Origin of the sequence: Streptomyces sp. NPDC048277 (assembly GCF_040652235.1) — a bacterium.
In the GTDB taxonomy this organism is placed as follows: domain Bacteria; phylum Actinomycetota; class Actinomycetes; order Streptomycetales; family Streptomycetaceae; genus Streptomyces.
The window spans coordinates 88,455-110,465 of the sequence record NZ_JBEZLQ010000020.1 but is presented as its reverse complement, the minus strand read 5'-3'; the positions used below and the strand labels follow the sequence as shown (position 1 = coordinate 110,465).

The 22,011-nt window shown below is 71.7% G+C and carries 18 protein-coding genes; 12 read left to right on the top strand and 6 right to left on the bottom strand.

What is annotated here, in order from left to right; translation table 11 throughout:
- Positions 1 to 15 precede the first annotated feature (15 nt).
- On the bottom strand, positions 16 to 2,754 hold the full coding sequence (locus AB0D85_RS35600) for a sugar-binding domain-containing protein (protein WP_362329379.1): 2,739 nt from the start codon (positions 2,752 to 2,754) through the stop codon (positions 16 to 18).
- A 123-nt stretch (positions 2,755 to 2,877) separates the two neighbouring features.
- On the bottom strand, positions 2,878 to 4,065 hold the full coding sequence (locus tag AB0D85_RS35595) for an ROK family transcriptional regulator (RefSeq protein WP_362329376.1): 1,188 nt from the start codon (positions 4,063 to 4,065) through the stop codon (positions 2,878 to 2,880).
- A gap of 140 nt (positions 4,066 to 4,205) precedes the next feature.
- Between AB0D85_RS35595 and AB0D85_RS35590 the strand changes: the two genes are divergently transcribed.
- From AB0D85_RS35590 to AB0D85_RS35580, 3 genes are all read left to right on the top strand, one after another.
- Entirely contained in the window at positions 4,206 to 5,675 is a 1,470-nt protein-coding gene (locus AB0D85_RS35590) for an APC family permease (protein ID WP_362329373.1), read from the top strand.
- Between the two features lie 62 nt (positions 5,676 to 5,737).
- The gene (locus AB0D85_RS35585; RefSeq protein ID WP_362329370.1) at positions 5,738 to 6,250 is read left to right on the top strand and encodes a GNAT family N-acetyltransferase; all 513 of its coding nucleotides are present in this window, start codon (positions 5,738 to 5,740) and stop codon (positions 6,248 to 6,250) included.
- A 114-nt stretch (positions 6,251 to 6,364) separates the two neighbouring features.
- Complete coding sequence (locus AB0D85_RS35580) at positions 6,365 to 7,132, top strand: metalloregulator ArsR/SmtB family transcription factor (protein WP_362329367.1); 768 nt, start codon at positions 6,365 to 6,367, stop codon at positions 7,130 to 7,132.
- A gap of 71 nt (positions 7,133 to 7,203) precedes the next feature.
- Here AB0D85_RS35580 and AB0D85_RS35575 read toward each other — a convergent pair whose 3' ends face one another.
- Both AB0D85_RS35575 and AB0D85_RS35570 read right to left on the bottom strand, forming a co-directional pair.
- Positions 7,204 to 7,644, bottom strand: coding sequence for an SPW repeat protein (locus tag AB0D85_RS35575; protein ID WP_362329364.1), 441 nt, complete (start codon positions 7,642 to 7,644; stop codon positions 7,204 to 7,206).
- Between the two features lie 120 nt (positions 7,645 to 7,764).
- Complete coding sequence (locus AB0D85_RS35570; protein WP_362329361.1) at positions 7,765 to 9,138, bottom strand: deoxyribodipyrimidine photo-lyase; 1,374 nt, start codon at positions 9,136 to 9,138, stop codon at positions 7,765 to 7,767.
- Positions 9,139 to 9,291: 153 nt separating this feature from the next.
- On the opposite strand from AB0D85_RS35570, the gene AB0D85_RS35565 reads away from it, so the two are divergent.
- Positions 9,292 to 9,459 (top strand): hypothetical protein, encoded by a 168-nt coding sequence (locus AB0D85_RS35565; protein WP_362329358.1) that lies wholly within the window; start codon positions 9,292 to 9,294, stop codon positions 9,457 to 9,459.
- 20 nt (positions 9,460 to 9,479) lie between these two features.
- On the opposite strand, the gene AB0D85_RS35560 is transcribed toward AB0D85_RS35565, so the two are convergent.
- Positions 9,480 to 11,903 (bottom strand): SpoIIE family protein phosphatase, encoded by a 2,424-nt coding sequence (locus AB0D85_RS35560; RefSeq protein ID WP_362329355.1) that lies wholly within the window; start codon positions 11,901 to 11,903, stop codon positions 9,480 to 9,482.
- A 245-nt stretch (positions 11,904 to 12,148) separates the two neighbouring features.
- Here AB0D85_RS35560 and AB0D85_RS35555 point away from each other — a divergent pair, with 245 nt between their 5' ends.
- From AB0D85_RS35555 to AB0D85_RS35535, 5 genes are all read left to right on the top strand, one after another.
- Positions 12,149 to 13,261 carry an S-(hydroxymethyl)mycothiol dehydrogenase gene (locus tag AB0D85_RS35555; RefSeq protein ID WP_362329352.1) on the top strand — a complete coding sequence of 371 codons (1,113 nt, stop codon included), beginning with the start codon at positions 12,149 to 12,151 and terminating at the stop codon, positions 13,259 to 13,261.
- Positions 13,258 to 13,893 (top strand): MBL fold metallo-hydrolase, encoded by a 636-nt coding sequence (locus AB0D85_RS35550; RefSeq protein WP_362329349.1) that lies wholly within the window; start codon positions 13,258 to 13,260, stop codon positions 13,891 to 13,893. The genes AB0D85_RS35555 and AB0D85_RS35550 overlap by 4 nt, the downstream gene beginning before the upstream one ends.
- 254 nt (positions 13,894 to 14,147) lie before the next feature.
- On the top strand, positions 14,148 to 14,510 hold the full coding sequence (locus AB0D85_RS35545; RefSeq protein WP_362329346.1) for a bifunctional 3-phenylpropionate/cinnamic acid dioxygenase ferredoxin subunit: 363 nt from the start codon (positions 14,148 to 14,150) through the stop codon (positions 14,508 to 14,510).
- A complete protein-coding gene (locus AB0D85_RS35540; RefSeq protein ID WP_362329344.1) occupies positions 14,507 to 15,670 on the top strand; it encodes an FAD-dependent oxidoreductase in 1,164 nt (387 codons plus the stop codon). The genes AB0D85_RS35545 and AB0D85_RS35540 overlap by 4 nt, the downstream gene beginning before the upstream one ends.
- 52 nt (positions 15,671 to 15,722) lie before the next feature.
- A complete protein-coding gene (locus AB0D85_RS35535; protein WP_362329341.1) occupies positions 15,723 to 16,856 on the top strand; it encodes an aromatic ring-hydroxylating dioxygenase subunit alpha in 1,134 nt (377 codons plus the stop codon).
- 71 nt (positions 16,857 to 16,927) lie between these two features.
- Here the strand turns inward: AB0D85_RS35535 and AB0D85_RS35530 are convergent, their stop codons facing one another.
- Complete coding sequence (locus tag AB0D85_RS35530; RefSeq protein WP_362329338.1) at positions 16,928 to 17,725, bottom strand: IclR family transcriptional regulator; 798 nt, start codon at positions 17,723 to 17,725, stop codon at positions 16,928 to 16,930.
- 150 nt (positions 17,726 to 17,875) lie between these two features.
- On the opposite strand from AB0D85_RS35530, the gene betA reads away from it, so the two are divergent.
- The 3 genes from betA (at position 17,876) to AB0D85_RS35515 (ending at position 21,996) form a co-directional block, all read left to right on the top strand.
- Entirely contained in the window at positions 17,876 to 19,546 is a 1,671-nt protein-coding gene (gene betA, locus AB0D85_RS35525) for a choline dehydrogenase (RefSeq protein ID WP_362329334.1), read from the top strand.
- A 3-nt stretch (positions 19,547 to 19,549) separates the two neighbouring features.
- The gene (locus tag AB0D85_RS35520; RefSeq protein ID WP_362329332.1) at positions 19,550 to 20,440 is read left to right on the top strand and encodes a 5,10-methylenetetrahydrofolate reductase; all 891 of its coding nucleotides are present in this window, start codon (positions 19,550 to 19,552) and stop codon (positions 20,438 to 20,440) included.
- Positions 20,441 to 20,526: 86 nt separating this feature from the next.
- The gene (locus tag AB0D85_RS35515) at positions 20,527 to 21,996 is read left to right on the top strand and encodes an aldehyde dehydrogenase family protein (protein WP_362329329.1); all 1,470 of its coding nucleotides are present in this window, start codon (positions 20,527 to 20,529) and stop codon (positions 21,994 to 21,996) included.
- Positions 21,997 to 22,011 lie beyond the last annotated feature (15 nt).

The window sequence follows — 22,011 nt, the reverse complement described above, 5'->3', positions numbered from 1 at the left end:
CCGGGCCCCGTCCGCTCACCGCGCGGTGAACGTCCGTTCCCGCGCGTTCCAGCCGGAGACCCGCACCTGGGGTGCGGAGCCGTGCAGGTCGGCGGTCCGGTAGTCGGCCGTGAGGGTCGCCGACTCGCCCGGCCACAGGCTGACCTCGTTGTCCGACCAGCGCACCGGCAGTACCGGCCTGCCCTTCGAGTCGACCAGGTGGACGTCCGTTAGCAGGGACGGGGTCCTGCCCGTGCCCGTGTTGCGGACGGTGACCGTGGTGGTCGACATGCCGTCCGCCTCCGTCGTCGACGCCGTCGCCGTGACCGGGACCGAGGCCATCGACGAGAGTCCCGTCAGGTCCGCGTAACTCGTCGTCGGCGTGTGGTACCAGTCGGACTTCGCCCAGTCGAGGGTGTCGGGCCTGGTGGAGAGCCAGTAGACGTTGCGGCTCACCTCCCTGCCGTCCGCGTCGGTCAGCACCAGCCGTGCCAGATACGTCGACGACAGCCCGCTCACCGAGGCCGGCAGGGTGAGGGCGGTGGTGTGCGCTCCGTCGCCCGCGACCGTCAGACCCGTGACGGTCCTGTCGTACTTCTGGGTGCCGTCGGGGTTGAACAGGGTCGCCCGGGCGGTGAGCCGGGAGGCGGGCGTGTGCCGGTTGCCGACCACCTCGACCGAGCGGTCGTCGTAGGAGTACTGGATGTGCAGGGGCTCGTTGGCCTTCTTCGCGCCGAAGTAGGCGCCGCCCTGGTCGAGGTAACGGTCCATCAGCTGCCAGTGCAGCGACGTCCAGCCGCTGTTGAACATCCAGTAGACGACCCCGGTGGAGGGCTTCGAGGCGTCGGTCTGGTTGCGTCCGTACGCCTCGTACTGGGCGCGGACGTTCTCGTACTGGGCGAGCTGGGCCTTCCTGACGTAGTCGGTGAGGCTCTGCGGGGCGCCGTAGCGGCCGGTGAGGGCGGCGTCGTAGATCTTCAGGGTGCCGAAGGTCGCGGACGGCGAGCGGTGGTACTGCTTGGCGTCCGGGTTCTTCCAGAGGGTGTCGAGTTCGGCCGGGGTCATCATCCGGCGCAGGGTGTCGAGCGTGGGGATGTCCGGTCCGGCGCTGGTCTCGGAGTTGAAGCCGGTGGCGCCGCCCTCGCGCTTGGCGTACCAGTAGCCGGGCGGGACCCAGTCGTAGGGGCCGGTCATCTTCATGCCCGAACGGCCCAGCTGGGGAGCCGACTTGTCCGAGGCGGCGGGCACCACCGGGACGGCCCAGTCGGCGGCGTCCAGAGCGTCCAGATAGTGCTTCTCGATCTTCGCGTCGGGCGCGGCGTCGCTGCCGATCAGGAAGGAGATCACGCTCGGGTGGTCACGCAGCCGGGCGGCCTCGGCGGCCATCGAGGCCCGGGCGACCGAGTAGTCGGCGGCGGTCCACTTCTCGCCGCTCTCGCCGGGGTTGGTCTGCCCCTCCCACTTGTCGCAGCACTCCCAGCCGGGCAGGGTGAGGACGCCGAGTCTGTCGGCGAGGCCGAAGAACTCGTCGGGCTCGATGTGGCCTTCCAGCCGGATGGCGTTCAGGCCCAGGTCGAGGGCGTACTTCAGACGGTCCTCGGCATAGGTGCGGTCCCAGCGCAGGAACTCGTCCGGTGACCAGCCGCCGCCCTTGATCAGCAGCCGGCGGCCGTTGACCGAGTACTGGCGGGCGCCGTCGGAGTTCAGCGGGGCCCTCACGTCCCGGATGCCGAAGCTCTCGTGGGCGGTGTCCGAAACCGTCCCGGCGACGGAGGCGGTGAGGCCGAGGTCGTAGAGGGGCTGGCCGCCCATGCCCGCGGGCCACCACACCTTGGGGGAGGTCAGGTGCAGACCGGGGGTGTCGGCGGGGGTGAAGGTGACGGTCCTGGCCTCGTGGGCGGCGAGCGCGACCGACCTGGTGAAGGTGGTCCCGGCGACGGTGCCGGAGACCTCGGCGGTGACGGCCGTGTCCGAGTCGTTGCGGGCCTGCGCCTTCACGGTCAGGTCGGCCGCCGCGAGGGAGGGCACCGCGAGCTTCGTGACGACGTGCGCGTCGCGCAGCGCGACCGGGCCGCCGCGCCGGACCAGGACGTCGCGGACGATGCCCATGTTCTGGTCGGGCGGCGGCTGGAGCCAGTCGAGCCAGCCCATGGTGAGGTTCTTGTTCGGGTTGTTGGGCTGGATGCGGAAGGCGACCGTGTTCGGGCCGGCCGTCACCAGGGCGGTGACGTCCAGTTCGTGGTGGGTGTAGGCGCCGGCGACGTCGGCGGCCGTTGCCACCAGATGGCCGTTGACGTACACGTCGGCCGCCGAGACGACCCCGCTGAAGTCCAGGTAGGTGCGGTGCGAGGTGTCCTTCACGGTGAAGTCGCTGCGGTACCACCAGGGCACCTGGAAGGGCGACTTGGGGATCTTCTGGAGGTTGGTGGAGACGAACGGGTCGGCGTACCCGCCGTCGGCGAGGAGCGCGGCCAGGACCGTGGAGCGGGGGCCCGCCGGATACCAGCCCCTGGCCGGGTAGCCGGGGGAGGAGACCGCCGTCGCGGAGTCGCCCACCTCGGCCGTCGACCGGATCGCGAAGCCCGACAACGGGGTGGCGGAGCCCGCGGCGGACGGCACCCGGGTGACCCGGGCGTGGCCGTGCGAGGGGGAATCGGCCGCGGCCCCGGCCGGGTTCCTGGCGCCGGCCCAGGCGCTCGTGTTGAGTGAACCGAGCAGGCCGAGGGCCACGGCTGCCGCGGCGAGGCGGTGTCCGGGGGCGGGGCGAGGGAACACATGGTCTCCAGGCTCGTAAAGTTAGGAAACTTTACTAACCTGCCTCAAGCTAAGGTCCCGAGAAGGGCGTGTCAATCACCGTGGTGCCCGCGCGAGTTGGCGCCGCCGGGTCGGGAGCCGGTCTCAGGACGCGGCCGACCGGCGCTCGAAGACCAAGTCACGGGCGGTTCCCAGGGCCGTGGCCACCGCGCCGAGCAGCACCGCGTCCTCGCCCAGCCGGCTGGGCGCGAGCTTCGGGCGCAGCGGCGACAGCGTGCGCAGGTGATCCCGTACCGGGCGCAGGAGGAGATCGACGCTGTGGCCGACCCCGCCGCCCAGCACCACCAGGTCCGGGTCGAGCACGGCCGCGGCCGCCGCCACCGTGTGCGCGATCCGCTCGCCCTCCAGACGTACCGCCGCCACGGCGGCCTGATCACCCTGCCGTGCCGCGTCGAACACGGACTTCGCGGTGAGCTGCCCGGTCATCCCGAACCGGCGTGCCGCCTCGACCACGGCCACCCCCGACACCGCGTCCTCCAGCCGCTCGGGCTCGGGCCGCTGCCCCGGCCAGGGCAGGAAGCCGATCTCCCCGGCGAGCCCGTGGGCCCCGGTGAACAGCCGCCCCTCGCTGACCACGCCCATGCCCAGACCGGTGCCGATCATGATGTAGGCGAACAGCCGGCTGCCCGCCCCGACGCCGTAGGTGTACTCGCCCAGCGCCGCGAGATTGGCGTCGTTGTGCACCTCCAGCGGGACGCCCAGTTCCTCGCGCATCCGGTCGAACAGCCCGGCGCGCCCCCAGCCCGGCAGATGCATCGCGTACCGCACCCGCCGCTGCCGCTCGTCGTACACACCCGGCGTGCCCACCACCCCGTGCACCACCTCGGCCGGGTCCACCCCCGAGTTGGCGACCACCTGCCGTGCGGTGGAGACCAGCAGATCGGCCATCGCGCCCGAGCCGCGGGCCCGGTTGCGCACGTCGGAGCGGGCGACCAGGGTGCCGTCGAGATCGGCGACCGCCACCCGCAGCCAGCCGCGGCCGACGTCGATCCCGAGCGCGTACCCCGCCGCCGGGTCCGGCGCGTACAGGACGGCCGTGCGGCCGCGCTCCGGGGCGTGGGTACCGACCTCGTGGACCAGCCCCGCCGACTCCAGCGACGCCAGCGCGCTGGAGACCGTCGGCTTCGACAGGCCCGTCTCGCGGGCCAGTTGGGCCCGGGACGCGGACCCGAGCGCGCGCAGCCGGTCCAGCAGCAACCGCTCGTTGGTGCTTCGCAGCCGCTGCCTGCTCCAGGGCTGTTCCTGCTGCTCTACGACGTCGCCGGCGGCCATCGGACCATTCTCACCGATTCCTCTCGCATACTTGACGCATCTAGTAAGGCTCCTTAACTTTATCGGCCATCCCGCCGAGTCGGCCCCGCCCGTCGTTCGCGCCTCACTTCCTTCCCTCAGTGCCTCGCTCAGGAGCCCCCATGTCCGGTAGTCCCGGTAGTCCCCTCGGTCCCGGCAGCCCGCCGCCCGAAGGCGGTTTCGTCCGTCGCGTCGGCCTGTTCCAGGCCACCGCCATCAACATGAGCCAGATGTGCGGCATCGGCCCGTTCGTGACCATCCCGCTGATGGTCGCCGCGTTCGGCGGCCCGCAGGCGGTGATCGGCTTCGTGGCCGGCGCGGTGCTCGCCCTCTGCGACGGCCTCGTCTGGGCCGAACTCGGCGCCGCCATGCCCGGCTCCGGCGGCAGCTACGTCTATCTGCGCCAGGCCTTCCAGTACCGCACCGGACGTCTGATGCCGTTCCTGTTCGTGTGGACGGCGATGCTCTTCATCCCGCTGATCATGTCCACCGGCGTGGTCGGCTTCGTGCAGTACCTGGGCTATCTCGCCCCCGGCCTCGGCCAGACCTCCGGCGACCTGACCGGGCTCGGCATCATCGCCCTGGTGGTGCTCCTGCTCTGGCGCGGTATCGAGCACATCGCCCGGATCACCGCCGTCATGTGGGCGGTGATGATCGCCTCGGTGCTGCTGGTGATCGCCGCCGCGGCCAGCGACTTCAGCCCGCACCTGGCCTTCACCTACCCGGCGCACGCCTTCGACCTGACCGGCGACCACTTCTGGCTCGGCTTCGCCGCGGGCCTGACCATCGGCATCTACGACTACCTCGGCTACAACACCACCGCCTACATGGGCGCCGAGATCAAGGACCCCGGCCGCACCCTGCCGCGCTCCATCCTCTTCTCGATCCTCGGCATCATGGCGATCTACCTGCTGCTGCAGATCGGCACGCTCGGCGTCATCGACTGGCACCGCATGACGAACCCCGACGACATCGCCTCGACCTCCGTGGCCTCGGCGGTCCTCGAGAAGACCTGGGGCAAGGGTGCCGCCGACACGGTCACCGTCCTGATCCTGATCACGGCCTTCGCCTCCGTCTTCACCGGACTGCTCGGCGGCTCCCGGGTGCCCTACGACGCGGCCCGCGACCGGGTCTTCTTCCGGCCGTACGAGAAGCTCCACCCCAAGCACCGCTTCCCGACGCTGGGCCTCGCGACCATGGGCGTGATCACCGCCGTCGGCTTCCTGATCGGCCGTCACACCGACCTGGCCACGCTCATCCAGCTCCTCACCACCGTCATGGTGATCGTCCAGGCGCTGGCCCAGATCGTGGCGCTCACGGTGCTGCGCCGCCGGCAGCCGGTGCTGAAACGGCCGTACCGGATGTGGCTCTACCCCGTGCCGAGCGTCATCGCCTTCGCCGGCTGGTGCGTGATCTACGGCTACGCCGACAAGAACTCCCCGGGCCGCCATCCCATCGAGTGGTCCCTGGCCTGGGTCGCCCTCGGCTGTGTGGCGTTCCTGATCTGGGCGCGGCTGGAGAAGGTGTGGCCGTTCGGGGAGAGGGAGATCAGTGAGGCGTACGTGACACCCGAGAACGCCGCGGTGGGATAAACTCACTCCCGTACGTCAGCCTCATCCGGCGCGGTCGACTCCCGCCGGGTGAGGCTTTTTTCATGACCGAGATCACTGCACCGGACGTATTCGCCCGCCCCGCCGGACCCGAGGACCGCCCCGTCGTCGAACGGCTGTGGCTCATGTTCCGTCACGACCTGTCGGAGTTCCGGGGCATCCTGCCCCACCCCGACGGAACCTTCCGCGGCGACCGCGTCGAGGCCGCCTTCTCCGCACCGGACTGGGCGGCCTATCTGCTGGTCCGGGGCGAGCGCCCGGTCGGCCTCGCGTTCGTGCGGGGGCTGGGCGGGCCGACGCGGGTGCTCAACAGCTTCTTCGTGGTGCGCGGTGCGCGGCGGTCCGGCATCGGGCTGCGCGGGGTCCGCGAGATCCTCGCCCGGCACCCGGGCCGCTGGGAGATCGCGTTCCAGTACGAGAACCCCGGCGCGGTCGCCTTCTGGCGGCGCGTCGCGACGGAGGCCGCCGGAGACGCCTGGACGGAGGAGCCCCGCCCGGTGCCGGACCGGCCGGAGCTGCCGCCGGACGTCTGGATCTCCTTCGAGGTGGCGGGGTGACGGGGCGCACGCGTCCGCCTAGGAACCGGGTCGGTGTGCGCCGGCCCGGCCTTCCTTGACATGCAGGTAATTGCCTGCATAACGTTGAGTGTGCGATCAGAGGACGACAGTGCGATGGACAAGGTCTTCAAGGCGCTGGCCGACGACACGCGCAGACGGTTGCTGGACCGGCTGCACGAGCAGAACGGGCAGACGCTGGGCGAGTTGTGTGAGCGCATCGCGATGGCCCGCCAGTCGGTGACCCAGCACCTGGCCGTCCTGGAGGCCGCCAATCTGATCAGCACCGTGCGGCGGGGGCGGGAAAAGCTGCACTACCTCAACCCCGTGCCGCTCCACGAGATCCAGGAGCGGTGGATCGACAAGTTCGAGCGCCCGCGCCTGCGCGCGCTCGGCGACCTGAAGCGACGAGCCGAGGAAGCCATGAGCGACAAGCCCAGCCATGTCTACGTCATCTACATCGCCAGCACGCCCGAGAAGGTCTGGGACACCCTCACGGACGCCGACCTGACCGCCGTCTACTGGGGCCACGCCAACGTCTCCGACTGGCGGCCCGGCTCCCGCTGGGAGCACCGGCGCACCGACGGCTCCGGCATCGCCGACGTGGTCGGCACCGTCGTGGAGAGCGAGCGTCCGACCCGGCTGGTCACCACCTGGGCCGCGCCCGAGGACGAGGGGGACCCGGACCGGTACTCCCGGGTCACCTTCGACATCCGGCCGCACGCCGACATCGTCAAGCTCACCGTCACCCACGAGGACCTCAACGACGAGGGCGAACTGCGCGACGTGTCGTCCGGCTGGCCGGCCGTGCTGTCCAACCTGAAGTCGCTCATCGAGACCGGCAGCCCGCTCCCGCAGGAGCCCTGGCTGGTGCCCGGCCACTGACCGCGCGACGGGGCCGGCCCGCCGTCACCGGACCGGCCCCGCGTCCTCCCTTCCGGGGGCGCTCGGTGTGCCTACGTCATGGGCGTTCGCCTGGCCGTCGTGACGGCGCACAGCAGCCCGAGGCAGAGGGCGAGCCCGCCGATGACGACGTTGTTGATGATGACGCCAGTGTCCGGGCTGCGGCCGACGATCCAGGGTGCGATGATCAGCCAGATACCCATGGCGCACATGGCCCAGCTGAGGCCGTACATGCGTTCCGGGGCCCTGGTGAATCCGAGTGCCAGCAGGCCTATCGCTATCCCCATGATCAGGTTGTGGGTCGCGAGCGCGGGCTGGCTCGTCGTGTAGTGGACGATCCACGGGGACGCCGCGCAGTACAGACCGAGCAGGAACACCGGTCCGTCCACGAGCGCCACATCACGACCGCCGAGCATGCGGGCGTAGCGCTCCCGCATTTCGGAGACATCGGGGTGGCTTGTTATGTCACTTCTGCCGTGCGAGACGTTGGCCATGACTCGTCTCCTTTGACTTGCAGGCCTGACCGCGTCTGAAGCGTGCGGTATACGCCGCTTACTAGCATTCTGCTCTTATTTTGTCTTTATGTGTAGCTCTGCGCACGGCTTCGGGTGTCCTCAGCCGCGCTCCCGGGCCCGCCGGAACCGGTCGAGGCCCTCGGCCAGGTCGACGATCGGCTCCGGATAGCCGAGCGCCGCCCGGTCCGCGCCGCGCAGCTTCCACGGCTCGTGCACCGACGCACCCGCCAGCGCCGCCAGCTCGGGCACCCAGCGCCGGACATAGCCGCCGTCCGGGTCGTAACGCCTCGCCTGGGCCACGGGGTTGAGGACCCGGTTGGGGCGGCTGTCCGTGCCGGTGCCCGCCACCCACTGCCAGTTGAGCTGGTTGTTGGCCACGTCCCCGTCGACCAGCAGCTCCAGGAAGTGCCGGGCGCCCACGCGCCAGTCGACGTACAGCGTCTTGGCCAGAAAGCTCGCCGTCAGCAGCCGGCCGCGGTTGTGCATCCAGCCCTCGTGGCGCAACTGGCGCATCGCCGCGTCGACCACCGGATAGCCGGTACGGCCCGCCCGCCACGCCTCGACGTCCGCGCGCGCGGTGCGCCCGTCGCGCCAACGGTCGTGTCTCGTACGGTAGTCGGCCGTCGCCGCCGCCGGACGCGCGGCCAGCACCTGCCGGTGGAAGTCCCGCCACGCCAGCTGCCGTACGAACGCCTCCGCGCCCGGGCCGCCCGCCCGCCGGGACCGCTGCGCCAGCTCGACGGGGGAGAGCGTGCCGAAGTGGAGGTGCGGCGAGAGCCGGGAGGTCGCGTCGCCGGCCAGGTCGTCGTGACGCTCCTCGTACGACGCGATGCCCGCGCGCAGCCAGGCAGCGAGCCGCCTGCGGCCCTCCGTCTCGCCGCCGGCCGCCAGGCCCTCCGACACCCCGGACAGCGTGTCGCGGCGCGGCAGCGGCTCGGATCCGACGCCGTCCGGGACGCGTACCGTGCGCGGCGCGGCCAGGGCGGCCCGCAGCGGCTGCCGCGACCACTGGCGGAAGTACGGTGTGAACACCGCGTAGTGGTCCGAGCCGGCCGGGGTCACCGCACCCGCCGGGACCGCCGCGGTCACCGCGTCGTGGACGTGCAGCCGCCGCCCGTCCGCCTCCAGGGCACGGCGCAGCCGCTCCTCCCGGCGCTGCGCGTGCGCGCTGACGTCGGCCGCCAGGTGCACCTCGCCGGCATCCGCCTCCGCGGCCACCTTGCACACCTCGTCCACCAGGTCACCGGAGCGCACCACCAGCCGGCCGCCGCGCTCGCGCAGCTCCGCGTCGAGGTCGCGCAGACAGTCGGCGAGGAACGCCAGCCGGTTCGGCACGGCGAAGCCGGCCCGGTCCACCGCCCGGTCCCGTACGAACAGCGGCACGACCTCGCCCGCGCCGTCCAGGGCCGCCCGTAGCGGCGGATGGTCGTGCAGGCGCAGATCGGCGGTGAACAGGACGACCGAGACGTTCATGGTGCGACTCCGTGCGGTACGGCGCTGGTTGCGAGCACCGCTACTTCTACGCGGCGGCCCGGCCCGATGCACGTCCCCCGCCCCGGCATGTCCGCGCCGGTCGGGGGCAGACGCAGAGGAGGGAGGACGTCGACGCGGGAGGTGACGGGCCGTATGGGCGCGAAGGTGTTGGAGCGGTTTCCCGCCGGGGCCCCTCGGGGGTCCTGGCCGGCGGAGGAGTACGCGGCGGCCCGGCGAGCCGAGGGCGAGCCCGCCACGGTGGTCATGGATCTGCGCACGGACGCCTTCCTGGTCGTCGTCCCCGGCCCGGAGGACGACTGACCCCCTCGACGGTGTGCGCCTCAGCCGGGCAGCGACTGCTCGGCCCAGATGGTCTTGCCCCGGGCGCCGTACCGCGTCCCCCAGTTCTGCGTGAGCCGGGTGATGAGATAGAGACCGCGGCCGCCCTCGTCCGTGTCCTGGGCGCGGCGCACATGGGGAGAGGTGCTGCTGCCGTCCGACACCTCGCAGATCAGGCTCCGGTCCCGGATCAGGCGCAGGGTGATCGGCTCGCCGCCGTACCGCAGCGCGTTCGTCACCAGCTCGCTGACGATCAGCTCGGTGGTGAACGACTCCTCCGCCAGCCCCCACAGCGCCAGCTGCCGAGCCGCCAGTTCGCGGGCCCGGCCGACCATCCGGTCCGCGGCCTCGATCTCCCAGGTGACATGGGAGTCCGGCGCCAGAGTGCTCATCCGGGCCACCAGGACGGCCACGTCGTCCTGGTGGCCCGGCGGCACCAGTTCGCGCACCAGCGTGTCGCACACCTCCTGCGGTGCGGCCGACACGGGAGTGCGGGCGAGGGTGTCGCGCATCCGGCGCAGCCCGGTGCCGAAGTCCTGCGCACGGGACTCCAGCAACCCGTCGGTGTAGAGGACCAGGAGGTCGCCGTCGGCCAGGGTGATCTCGCGCTCCTCGAAGACGACACCGCCCAGGCCCAGCGGCGGCCCGCCGGGCAGGTCGACGAGGTCGACGCCCCCGCCGTCCGCCGACACGAGCGCCGGGGGCGGATGACCGGCGCGCGCCAGCTGGCAGCGGCGCGACACCGGGTCGTACACCGCGTACAGGCAGGTCGCCCCCGTCACCAGGGACATCTCGTCGTCGCGCTCGTCGAGGAAGCGGCTCATCTGGTCGTCCAGGTGGGCGAGGAGCTCGACGGGGGACAGATCGAGGTCCGCGAGGGTGCGTACGGCCCCGCGCAGCCGGCCCATGGTCACGGCCGACTGCAGACCGTGCCCGACCACGTCGCCCACCACGAGCGCCACCCGGGTGCCGGACAGCGGGATCACGTCGAACCAGTCACCGCCCAGCCCGGTGTGCTCGCCGGCCGGCAGGTAGCAGGACGCGGTCCGCACCGCCGACGGCGACGGCAGCCGCTGGGGGAGGAGACTGTGCCGCAGGATCCGTGCCGTCGTCCGCTCCCGGTGGTAGCGGCTGGCGTTGTCGACGCACACCGCCGTGCGGGTCACGATCTGCTCGGCCAGCAGTACGTCGTCGGGCTCGAACCGGCGCGGGTTGCGGGAGCGCATGAACGCGGCGGTGCCGAGGACGCCCCCCTGGGCGAGCAGCGGGACGAGCAGCCGGGAGTGGACCTCCGGTCCCGCGCCCGGCGAACGGCGGGAGCGTACGGCGTCCGGGCCGGTGCGCAGCTGCTCGTCCGTGCGCAGGACGGACACGCCCTTGGCCAGGACGTCGAGGAACGGCGAGCCGGGCGCCGTCGCCGCCGTGTCCGGGTCGCCCACCCGGACCGGGCCGGCCGCGCCCGGGTCCTTCGCCGCTCCGGCGCATGCGGCCCGGCGCAGGAGCGGGTGGCCCGGCTGTCCTTCGTCGGCGCGCTCCCCGTCGGAGAGGACGGAGTCCAGCAGGTCGACCTGGCAGACGTCGGCGAATTCCGGCACCGCGACCTCGGCCAGTTCCCGGGCCGTCTGCCAGAGGTCGAGGGTGGTGCCGATCCGGGTGCCGGCCTCGTTCGCCAGCACGAGCCGCTCGCGTGAGCGGACCCGCTGGGTCACGTCGGAGACCACATGGGCCAGCGCGATCACCGTTCCGGACGGGTCGTGCAGCGGCAGGATGGACTCCGACCACACATAGGAGCCCGGCGAACCGGGTACCGGGTCGCCGGCGACCTCGGTGTCGATGAGGGCCTCGCCGGTCTCCAGCACCTGCCGCTGCCGCGCCTCCAGCGCGTCGAGGTCGAGCAGGCCGGGCGGGGCCATCTCGCGCATGGTGTGCCCGGCGTACGGGGTCCCCCGGAACACCCCGGCGCGCCGCCGCGCGAGGTTCTGGGCGATGAACCGCTGGTCCGTGTCGAAGAGGTCGATGTGGAAGGGGGTGTCGGTGAAGAGCCCCGCCAACAGGGCACGGCCGAACTCGTAGGTGCGGAACGTCTCCTTGCCCACCGCCTGCACGAGCCACTGACGCCCACCGTGCGCGCAGGTGAGGGCGCGGGCCCAGACCTCGACCTGCAGCGCCGCCCCGTCGCGCCGGCGCAGCACCAGCGGCCGCCGGTGAGCGCCCTCCTCCCACTGCCGGAGGACGTCCGCCGCCTCGGAGCGGTCGTGGAGGAGCTGGTCCGCGCGACGGCCGAGAACCTCCCGCGCCGGGTAACCGAGCAGTTCCTCGGCTCCCGGCCCCCAGCCCGTAACTCGGGCGTGGGCGTCCAGCAGGGCCTCCGCCTCGCCCGCGGGCTCGGGGAGCTCGCTGACGTCACGGAAGGTGATGTCGCGCATCCTCACCTCGAGCACTTCCGTGCCGGACTAGGGATGTGGGTTTTTTGTCGTGATTGCGCAATAGATGATACCTGCGGATGTGGTGGCCGCTCCGGGTGTGCCGGGCGGATGCGCGGCCTTGCGTGGACCGGCGGCCGGACGGATCCTTGACCGCCGCTTCGGCCTCCGCGATGCTGTGTTGCGAAACACGAGATGCGTGCCGCATTGGGCAACTTCTCGCCACCTCTGTCAGCCGAGGAGTGGCCATGTCTCAGCAGGTCCGTGCCGTTGTCGCGCGGAGCAAGGGCGCCCCCGTCAGCCTGGAAACGATCGTCGTGCCCGATCCCGGGCCGGGCGAGGCGGTGGTGAGGATCGAGGCCTGCGGGGTCTGCCATACCGATCTGCACTACCGCGAGGGCGGGATCAGCGACGACTTCCCGTTCCTGCTGGGGCACGAGGCGGCCGGGGTGGTCGAGACGGTCGGCGACGGGGTCACCGACGTGGCGCCCGGCGACTTCGTGATCCTCAACTGGCGTGCCGTGTGCGGCAACTGCCGGGCCTGTCTGCGCGGACGGCCGTGGTACTGCTTCAACACCCACAACGCGAAGCAGAGGATGACCCTCACTGGGGGCACCTCCCGGACGAAGTCTGGGGGAGGTACGGAACTCTCGCCGGCCCTCGGGATCGGCGCCTTCGCGGAGAAGACGCTGGTCGCCGCCGGGCAGTGCACCAAGGTGGACCGCGCCGCGTCCGCGGCCGCCGCCGGACTGCTGGGCTGCGGGGTGATGGCCGGCCTCGGCGCCGCCATCAACACCGGCGGCGTCGGACGCGGCGACAGCGTCGCCGTCATCGGCTGCGGAGGCGTCGGCGCCGCGGCGATCCTCGGCTCGAACCTGGCCGGAGCGGCGAAGATCATCGCGGTGGACATCGACGACCGCAAGCTGGCCACGGCGAAGAAGCTCGGCGCGACGCACACGGTCAACTCCAAGGAGGCCGACGCGATCGACGCGGTCCGCGAGCTGACCGGCGGCTTCGGCGCCGACGTCGTGATCGAGGCGGTGGGCCGCCCGGAGACGTACCGGCAGGCCTTCTACGCCCGGGACCTCGCCGGAACCGTGGTGCTGGTCGGCGTACCCACCCCGGAGATGAAGCTGGAGCTGCCGCTCCTGGACGTCTTCGGCCGGGGCGGCGCGCTCAAGTCCTCCTGGTACGGGGACTGTCTGCCCTCCCGCGACTTCCCGATGCTCATCGACCTGTATCTGCAGGGCCGCCTCGACCTGGACGCCTTCGTCACCGAGACCATCGCCCTGGACGAGGTCGAGAAGGCCTTCGAGCGCATGCACCACGGTGACGTCCTGCGCTCGGTGGTGGTCCTGTGACGAGCGGCGTCCGCATCGAACGCCTCGTCACCTCGGGGACGTTCTCGCTGGACGGCGGCACCTGGGACGTCGACAACAACGTGTGGATCGTGGGGGACGACGAGGAGGCCGTCGTCGTCGACGCCGCACACGACGCCGACGCGATCCTCCGGGCCCTCGGCGGGCGCACCCTGCGCGCGATCGTGTGCACCCACGCGCACAACGACCACATCGACGCCGCTCCCGGCCTCGCCGCCCGGACCGGCGCCCCGATCCTGCTGCACGCCGACGACCTGCCGCTGTGGAAGCAGACCCACCCCGACCGGCTGCCCGACGCCGAACTGGCCGACGGGCAGCGCATCGAGGTGGCCGGCACCGAACTGACCGTGCTGCACACCCCCGGCCACGCGCCGGGGGCCGTCTGCCTGTACGCGCCCGGGCTCTCCGCGCTGTTCAGCGGCGACACGCTGTTCGCCGGCGGGCCGGGGGCGACGGGACGGTCGTACAGCGACTTCCCGACCATCGTCGAGTCGATCGGGGAGCGGCTCCTCACGCTCCCCGGCGACACCGTCGTACACACCGGCCATGGCGACACCACCACCGTCGGCGCCGAGGCGCCGCACCTCCAGGAGTGGATCGACCGCGGCTTCTGACCGCCCCCGCGACCCGCCCCGCGACGCAGCGGCCCTGCCCCGGTGAAGGCACCGGGGCAGGGCCGCTGCGGCACCCGACGGGATGCCTGTTTCCCCTGTTCACCCGCGCTGTCGAGGGCACTTCGGCGTGCCCGGGGAACGGCCGCCGCGGCCCGCGCAAACCGGCGGGTGAACGCCTTGACAACGCTTCGGAACCGCCCCCAAACTGTCGTTGCGCTAATCGCAATCCGTTTCGCTATACGCACCGAGGTGTCATGATGATTCCCGCGTGCCGTCTCGCGGATCTGCCGCGAGGCGAGGCCCACCGGCTCGACATCGAGCCGCCCGTGTCGGTGTTCCACACCGACGACGGCGAGCTCTTCGCCATCGACGACACCTGCACCCACCAGGACGCCTCGCTCGCCGACGGCTGGCTGGAGGGCTGCGAGGTGGAATGCCCCCTGCACGCCTCGAAGTTCGACCTGAGGACCGGCACCGTGGACGCACCCCCGGCCAAGCGCCCGGTCCGCACCCACGAGGTCGTCGTCGAGGACGGCATGGTCTACGTCCGGCTGTCCGCCGCCGCCCCCAACCTGCCGCCGTGCGTCAGCGCCCGCCTCACCGGAGGCGCCGCGTGAGGACCGTGGCCGTGGTGGGCGCCTCGCTGGCCGGGCTGTCGGCCGCGCGCTCGCTGCGGCAGCAGGGGTACGACGGCCGGCTGGTCGTCATCGGCGACGAACCCCACCGCCCGTACGACAGGCCGCCGTTGTCCAAGGAGTTCCTGGCCGGCACCGTCGGCGAGGCGGACCTCGCCCTGGAGCGCGACGACGAGGAACTCCACGCGGAGTGGCTGCTCGGGGCCCGCGCCACCGGGCTCGACCGCACCGCGCGGGCGATCCGGCTCGCCGACGGCCGGGAGGTCCGCGCCGACGGCGTGGTCATCGCGACCGGGGCCGCCGCCCGAACCCTGCCCGGCACCGAGGGCCTCGCCGGGGTCCACTCGCTGCGCACCCTCGACGACGCCCGCGCCCTGCGCGAGGACCTCGCCCGGGGCGGCCGCCTGGTGGTGATCGGCGGCGGGTTCGTCGGCGCCGAGGTCGCCGCCACGGCGTACGCCCTCGGCCTCGACGTCACCGTGATCGAGGCGGCGCCGACCCCGCTGGCCGGACCGCTCGGCGAGACCATGGGCCGCGTCGTCTCCGCCCTCCACTCCGACCACGGCGTACGGCTGCTGTGCGGAGTGGGCGTCAAAGGGCTGAGCGGGGAGCGCCGGGTCGACGCCGTCCTGCTGGAGGACGGCCGCAGCGTGCCCGCCGACACCGTCGTCGTCGGCGTGGGGGCGCGCCCCTGCGTCGAGTGGCTGGAGGGCTCCGGCATCACGCTCGACAACGGCGTGAAGTGCGGCTCCGACGGGCGCACCGACGTGGCCGGGGTGGTCGCGGTCGGCGACTGCGCCAACTGGTACGACCCGCGCACCGGCGGCCACCGCAGGGTCGAGCACTGGACCGGCGCCCTGGAGCGGCCGGCCGCCGCCGTCGCCACGCTGCTCGCCCACGGCGCGACGGAACCGGGCACACCCAGGCCCCCGTACTTCTGGTCCGACCAGTACGGAGTGAAGATCCAGTTCGTCGGCAACGCGGCCGGGGCCGACAGTGTGACGGTCGAGGAGGGCTCCACCGACGACCGCAGCTTCCTCGCCGTCTACCGGCGGGCGGGCCGGCAGGTCGCCGTGCTCGGGATGAACCAGCCGCGGCTGTTCACCCGCGCGCGCAAGCAGTTCACGGCCGCCGCGTCCTGACCCGGCGGCCACGCCACCCCACCGATCCACGACGTTCCCCGAGGAGTGCACCGTGACCTCGACCAGTCTGCCGGACAGCCTGATCGCCACCCTCCCCGGCTCCGCCTACACGGATCCCGGGATCTTCGCCCAGGAACAGGAGCGCATCTTCGAGACGATGTGGTTCTGCGTCGCCCGCGCGGCCGACCTGCCGAAGCCCGGCGCGTTCCGCACCGTGGACGTGGGCCGCGAGAGCATCCTCGTCACCCGGGCCAGGGACCACTCGATCCGCGCCTGGTTCAACGTCTGCCGGCACCGCGGAGCCAAGCTCTGCACGGAGGAGTCCGGCGAGGTCAAGCGGGCGTTCCAGTGTCCGTACCACGCCTGGACCTACGGGCTGGACGGCAAGCTGGTCGCCGCGCCGAACCTGACCTCGATGCCCGACGTCGGCCGCACCGAGTACGGCCTGGTGGGCGTGGCCGTCCGGGAATGGCTGGGCTATGTGTGGGTGTGCCTGGCGGAGAACCCGCCCTCCTTCGAGGAGGACGTGATCGGGGCGGCGGTCGAGCGCCTCGGCGACGTGGAGTCGATCGACCGCTACGACATCGCGAACCTCTCGGTGGGCCGGCGGATCGTCTACGACGTCAAGGCGAACTGGAAGCTCATCATCGAGAACTTCATGGAGTGCTACCACTGCGCCACCATCCACCCCGAACTCACCGAGGTGCTGCCGGAGTTCGCCGACGGCTACGCCGCCCAGTACTACGTGGGCCACGGCGCGGAGTTCGGCGAGGAGATCCAGGGCTTCACCGTGGACGGCTCCGAGGGCGTGGACCGGATACCGGGTGTCTCCGAGGACCAGGACCGGCGCTACTACGCGATCACCGTCAAACCGCAGGTGTTCATCAACCTGGTGCCCGACCACGTGATCTTCCACCGGATGTACCCGGTCGCCGTGGACCGCACGATCGTCGAGTGCGACTGGCTCTACCTGCCGCACGTCGTCGAGAGCGGCAAGGACGTCACCCGGTCCGTGGAGCTCTTCGACCGGGTCAACCGCCAGGACTTCGACGCCTGCGAACGCACCCAGCCGGGGATGAGCTCACGGCTGTACGCCAAGGGCGGGGTGCTGGTGCCCAGCGAGCACCACATCGGCGCCTTCCACGACTGGGTGCACGAGCGGCTCGGAACCCGGCAGCCGGAGTGACGCGCGGGCGGGACGCCCGTGGCCCGCGCGGAACGCGGACGCGGGCCGTACGGCGGTCGTCCGGTGGGCGCTCAGCCCAGGTACCCCATGCGGTGGCTGATCTCCTCCGCGCCCTTGACCAGCACCGGAGCCAGCTCGTGCATACGCTCCTCGGTGAACCGGTAGGAGGGCCCGGAGGCGCTGATCGACGCGATGACCACGCCGTCCCGGTCGCGGATCGGCGCGGCCATGGCGTGCAGCCCGATCTCCAGCTCCTCCAGCGTCCAGGCGTAACCGCGCTCCCGGGCCTCGGCGAGGTTCTTCTCCAGCTTCGCCTTCGAGGAGATGGTGTGGGGGGTCAGCTTCTTCAGGCCCCCGTCCGAGATCAGCGCGGCGCGCTCCTTGGCGGGCACATGGGCCAGCATGATCTTGCCGCTGGAGGTGGCGTGCAGCGGGGTCAGCTGGCCGACCCAGTTGTGCGCGGTGACGGCGGCCGTACCCCGCACCTGGTACAGGTTGATCGCGTAGTGCTCCTGCATCACGGCGATGTTGACCGTCTCGCCGATCTCCTCGGCCAGCCGCTCGCACACCTGCCGGCCCTGCTGGGTGACATCGATGCGTCCCGTGACGGCGCCGGCCAGGCGTACGATGCCGAAGCCGAGCGCGTACTTGCCGCGCTCGCCCGCCTGCTCCACGAGACCGCGTGCCTCCAGGGCGCCGAGCAGTCGGAACGCGGTCGACTTGTGAACATCGATCTCCGCGGCCACCTCGCTCACGCCGGCCTCGCCGCGCTGGGCCAGGATCTCGAGGACGCTGATGGCGCGGTCCACGGACTGCACCCCGCCAGAAGATGAGCCGTTCGATTCGGTATCCGGACTGTAGTTGCTCATAGCGGAACTATACGCACAGTAAACAACAGCGCCCAAGTAACGAGATGTGAACAAAGATCTTACAAGTTGCGTGGTTCGCAACCTGGTGCGCATAGCGATACCCGTACTAGCATGCCGCGCAAATCGACGGCCCGAGCGAGACGAGGCACCATGGCTCCCTTGCAGTACGACTTCGTCATCGTCGGCGGTGGATCAGCCGGCAGCGCCCTGGCGAACCGGCTCTCGGCCGATCCCGGCAACCGGGTGCTCGTCCTCGAGGCAGGCCGCCCCGACTACCCCTGGGACGTCTTCATCCACATGCCCGCGGCGCTGACCTACCCCATCGGCAGCCGGTTCTACGACTGGAAGTACGAGTCCGAGCCCGAGCCCCACATGGGCGGCCGCCGCGTCTACCACGCCCGCGGCAAGGTGCTCGGCGGCTCCAGCAGCATCAACGGCATGATCTTCCAGCGCGGCAACCCCCTGGACTACGAGCGCTGGGCCGCCGACCCCGGCATGGAGACCTGGGACTACGCCCACTGCCTGCCCTACTTCCGCCGGATGGAGAACTGCCTGGCGGCCGACCCGGACGACGAGTTCCGCGGCCATGACGGCCCCCTCGTCCTGGAGCGCGGCCCGGCCACGAACCCGCTCTTCTCCGCCTTCCTCAAGGCCACCCAGGAGGCGGGCCACGCGCCCACCGACGACGTCAACGGCTACCGGCAGGAGGGCTTCGCCAAGTTCGACCGCAACGTCCACCGCGGCCGGCGGCTGTCGGCGTCCAAGGCGTACCTCAAGCCCGCCCGCAAGCGCCCCAACCTCACCGTGAAGACCCGCGCCCTGGTCACCCGCGTCCTCTTCGAGGGCAAGAAGGCCGTCGGCGTCGAGTACCGGCGCGGCAAGGGCGCCCTCCAGCAGGTCAGCGCCAAGGAGGTCATCCTCTGCGGCGGCGCGATCAACTCCCCGCAACTCCTCCAGCTCTCCGGTATCGGCAACGTCGAGGAGCTGAGCGCCCTCGGCATCGACGTCGTCCACGACCTGCCGGGCGTCGGCGAGAACCTCCAGGACCACCTGGAGGTGTACATCCAGTACGGCTGCAAGCAGCCCGTCTCCATGCAGCCGTACCTGGCGAAGTGGCGGGCCCCCTTCATCGGCCTGCAGTGGCTCTTCCGCAAGGGGCCCGCCGCCACGAACCACTTCGAGGCCGGCGGCTTCTGCCGCAGCAACGAGGACGTGGACTACCCCAACCTGATGTTCCACTTCCTGCCCATCGCGGTCCGCTACGACGGCTCCGTGCCCGCCGGCGGCCACGGCTACCAGGTCCACGTGGGCCCCATGTACTCCGACGCCCTCGGCTCGGTGAAGATCAGGAGCAAGGACCCGGACGAACACCCGGCGCTCCGCTTCAACTACCTCTCCACCGAGCAGGACCGCCGCGAGTGGGTCGAGGCGGTCAGGGTGGCCCGCAACCTCCTCAACCAGCCCGCGCTCGCCCCCTACAACGACGGCGAGATCTCGCCCGGCCCCTCCGTGGCGACGGACGAGGAGATCCTCTCCTGGGTCGCCAAGGACGGCGAGACCGCCCTGCACCCGTCCTGCACCTGCAAGATGGGCACCGACGAGATGTCCGTCGTCGACCCCGCCAGCATGCGGGTGCACGGCGTGGAGGGCCTGCGGGTGGTCGACGCCTCCGTGATGCCGTACGTCACCAACGGGAACATCTACGCGCCGGTGATGATGATCGCGGAGAAGGCGGCCGACCTGATCCTCGGCAAGGAGCCGCTGGAGCCGTCCAAGGCCGTCTACTACCGGCACCGCGACGCCCAGAAGCAGGCCGGGTAGGGCATGGCGGCCGAGGCCCTGCGGGCGCTGCTCGCCCGCGTCCGCTACGAGGTGCTGCCGGCGAAGGCCACCGAGGAGAAGGTCCTCGCCCAGGTGCCGCGCGACATCGTGGTCACGGTCACGGCGTCGCCGGTCAAGGGCCTGGAGCCGACCCTCGCCCTCACCGAGCGGCTCGCGGCGCAGGGGTACCGCGTCGTCCCGCACGTGCCCGCACGCCTGCTGCGGGACGACACGCACCTGAAGGACGTCACCGAGCGGCTGCGTGCGGCAGGCGTCGACGACGTCTTCGTGCCGGCCGGCGACGCGGACCCGCCGGCCGGGCCGTACGAGGGCGCGCTGCCGGTGCTGCGCCGGCTGGACGAACTGGGCAGGCCCTTCGCGCGGACGGGGATCACCGGCTATCCGGAGAGCCATCCGCTCATCCATGACGACCTCACCATCCAGGCGATGTGGGACAAGCGGGCGCACGCGACGTACATCGTCAGCAACCTCTGCTTCGATGCGCGCGTGCTCGGCGACTGGATCACCCGGATCCGGCGCAGGGACATCACGCTGCCCGTGTACGTCGGCGTCGCCGGGCCCGTGCAGCGGGCGAAGCTGCTGTCCATGGCGACGAAGATCGGGGTGGGGGAGTCGACCCGCTTCCTCACCAGGCACGCCTCCTGGTTCCTGCGCCTCGCGGCACCCGGCGGATACGACCCGGAGCGGCTCCTCGCCCGGGGCGCGCCGGCTCTCACCGCGCCGTCGGCGGGTGTGGCGGGACTGCATCTGTTCACGTTCAACCAGATCGCCGAGACGGAGCGGTGGCGCCGCGCGCTGCTGGACCGGCTGGGCGGCCGACCCCCTGCGGGGAGCCCCGTTTCGCGGCCGAATCGGGATACGCCGACCTCTTGACGCGGTCGGCCCGTTCGACCAGGGTGTTCCACCACAAGCAATCCAATGCACAATGCGCAACGAATACGGGCTCGAAGGGCGCGGCCGTGGCAGATCTGTACATGGATGGAAAATGGCGCGCCGCGGTGGCGGGCGGCCACCGCGAGATCCGCTGTCCGGCGGACGGCACGCTCGTCGCGACGGTCTCGGAGGCGACCCGCCCCGACACCGAGGCGGCGATCGGCGCGGCCCGGCGGGCCTTCGACGAGGGCCCCTGGCCGGGCACCCCCGAGCGGGAGCGCGGCGCGCTGCTGCTGCGCACCGCCGACATCATCGAGCGCGACGCCAAGGAATTCGCCCGCGCGGAGTCCCTGGACACCGGCAAGCGCCTGGTGGAGAGCGAGTACGACATCGCCGACGTCGTCTCCTGCTTCCGCTACTACGGCGGCATCGCCGGCACCAGCGCCGGCCGCGTGGTCGACACCGGCCGCGACGACGCGCTCAGCCGGGTCACCTATGAACCCGTCGGGGTCTGCGGACTGATCACCCCCTGGAACTACCCGCTGCTGCAGGCGAGTTGGAAGGTCGCACCGGCCTTGCTGGCCGGCAACACCGTGATCCTCAAGCCCAGTGAGCTCACCCCCTCCACCTCGATCCTGCTGATGAAGGCCCTGGAGGAGGCCGGGCTCCCGGCCGGCGTCGCCAACCTCGTGCTGGGCGCCGGAGCCGAGGCGGGCGCACCGCTGGCCGAGCATCCGGCCGTCGACATGGTGTCCTTCACCGGTGGCCTGCACACCGGCCGGCACCTCATGGCCACCGCCGCCGCCACGGTGAAGAAGGTCGCCCTCGAACTCGGCGGCAAGAACCCCAACGTCGTCTTCGCCGACGCCGACTTCGAGACCGCCGTCGACTTCGCGCTCACCGCCGTCTTCCTGCACTCCGGGCAGGTCTGCTCGGCGGGCGCCCGGCTCATCGTCGAGGACTCGATCCACGACGCCTTCGTCGACGAGGTCGTGCGCCGGGCCCGCCTCATCCGCCTCGGCGGCCCCTTCGACCCCGAGGCCGAGACCGGGGCGCTGATCTCCGCACAGCACCGCGAGAAGGTCGAGGCGTACGTCGCCGCCGGGATCGCCGAGGGCGCCGTACTGCGCTGCGGCGGTACGCGCCCCGACGACCCGGCGCTGGCGAACGGCCACTACTACCCGCCCACCGTCCTCGACGAGTGCCGGCAGGACATGCGCGTGGTGCACGAGGAGTCCTTCGGACCCGTGCTCACCGTCGAGCGCTTCCGGGACGAGGACGACGCCGTCCGCATCGCCAACGACACGGAGTACGGCCTCGCCGGAGCCGTCTGGACGCAGGACGCGGGCAAGGCCCAGCGGGTCGCCCGCAGGCTGCGCCACGGCACCGTGTGGATCAACGACTACCACCCCTATGTGCCGCAAGCGGAATGGGGTGGTTTCGGGCACTCGGGCGTGGGCCGAGAGCTGGGACCGACCGGCCTGGACGAGTACCGAGAGCCCAAGCACATCTGGCAGAACATCCAACCCCGGCCGCAGCACTGGTTCCGCGGCTGACGCCGAAAAGAGGCC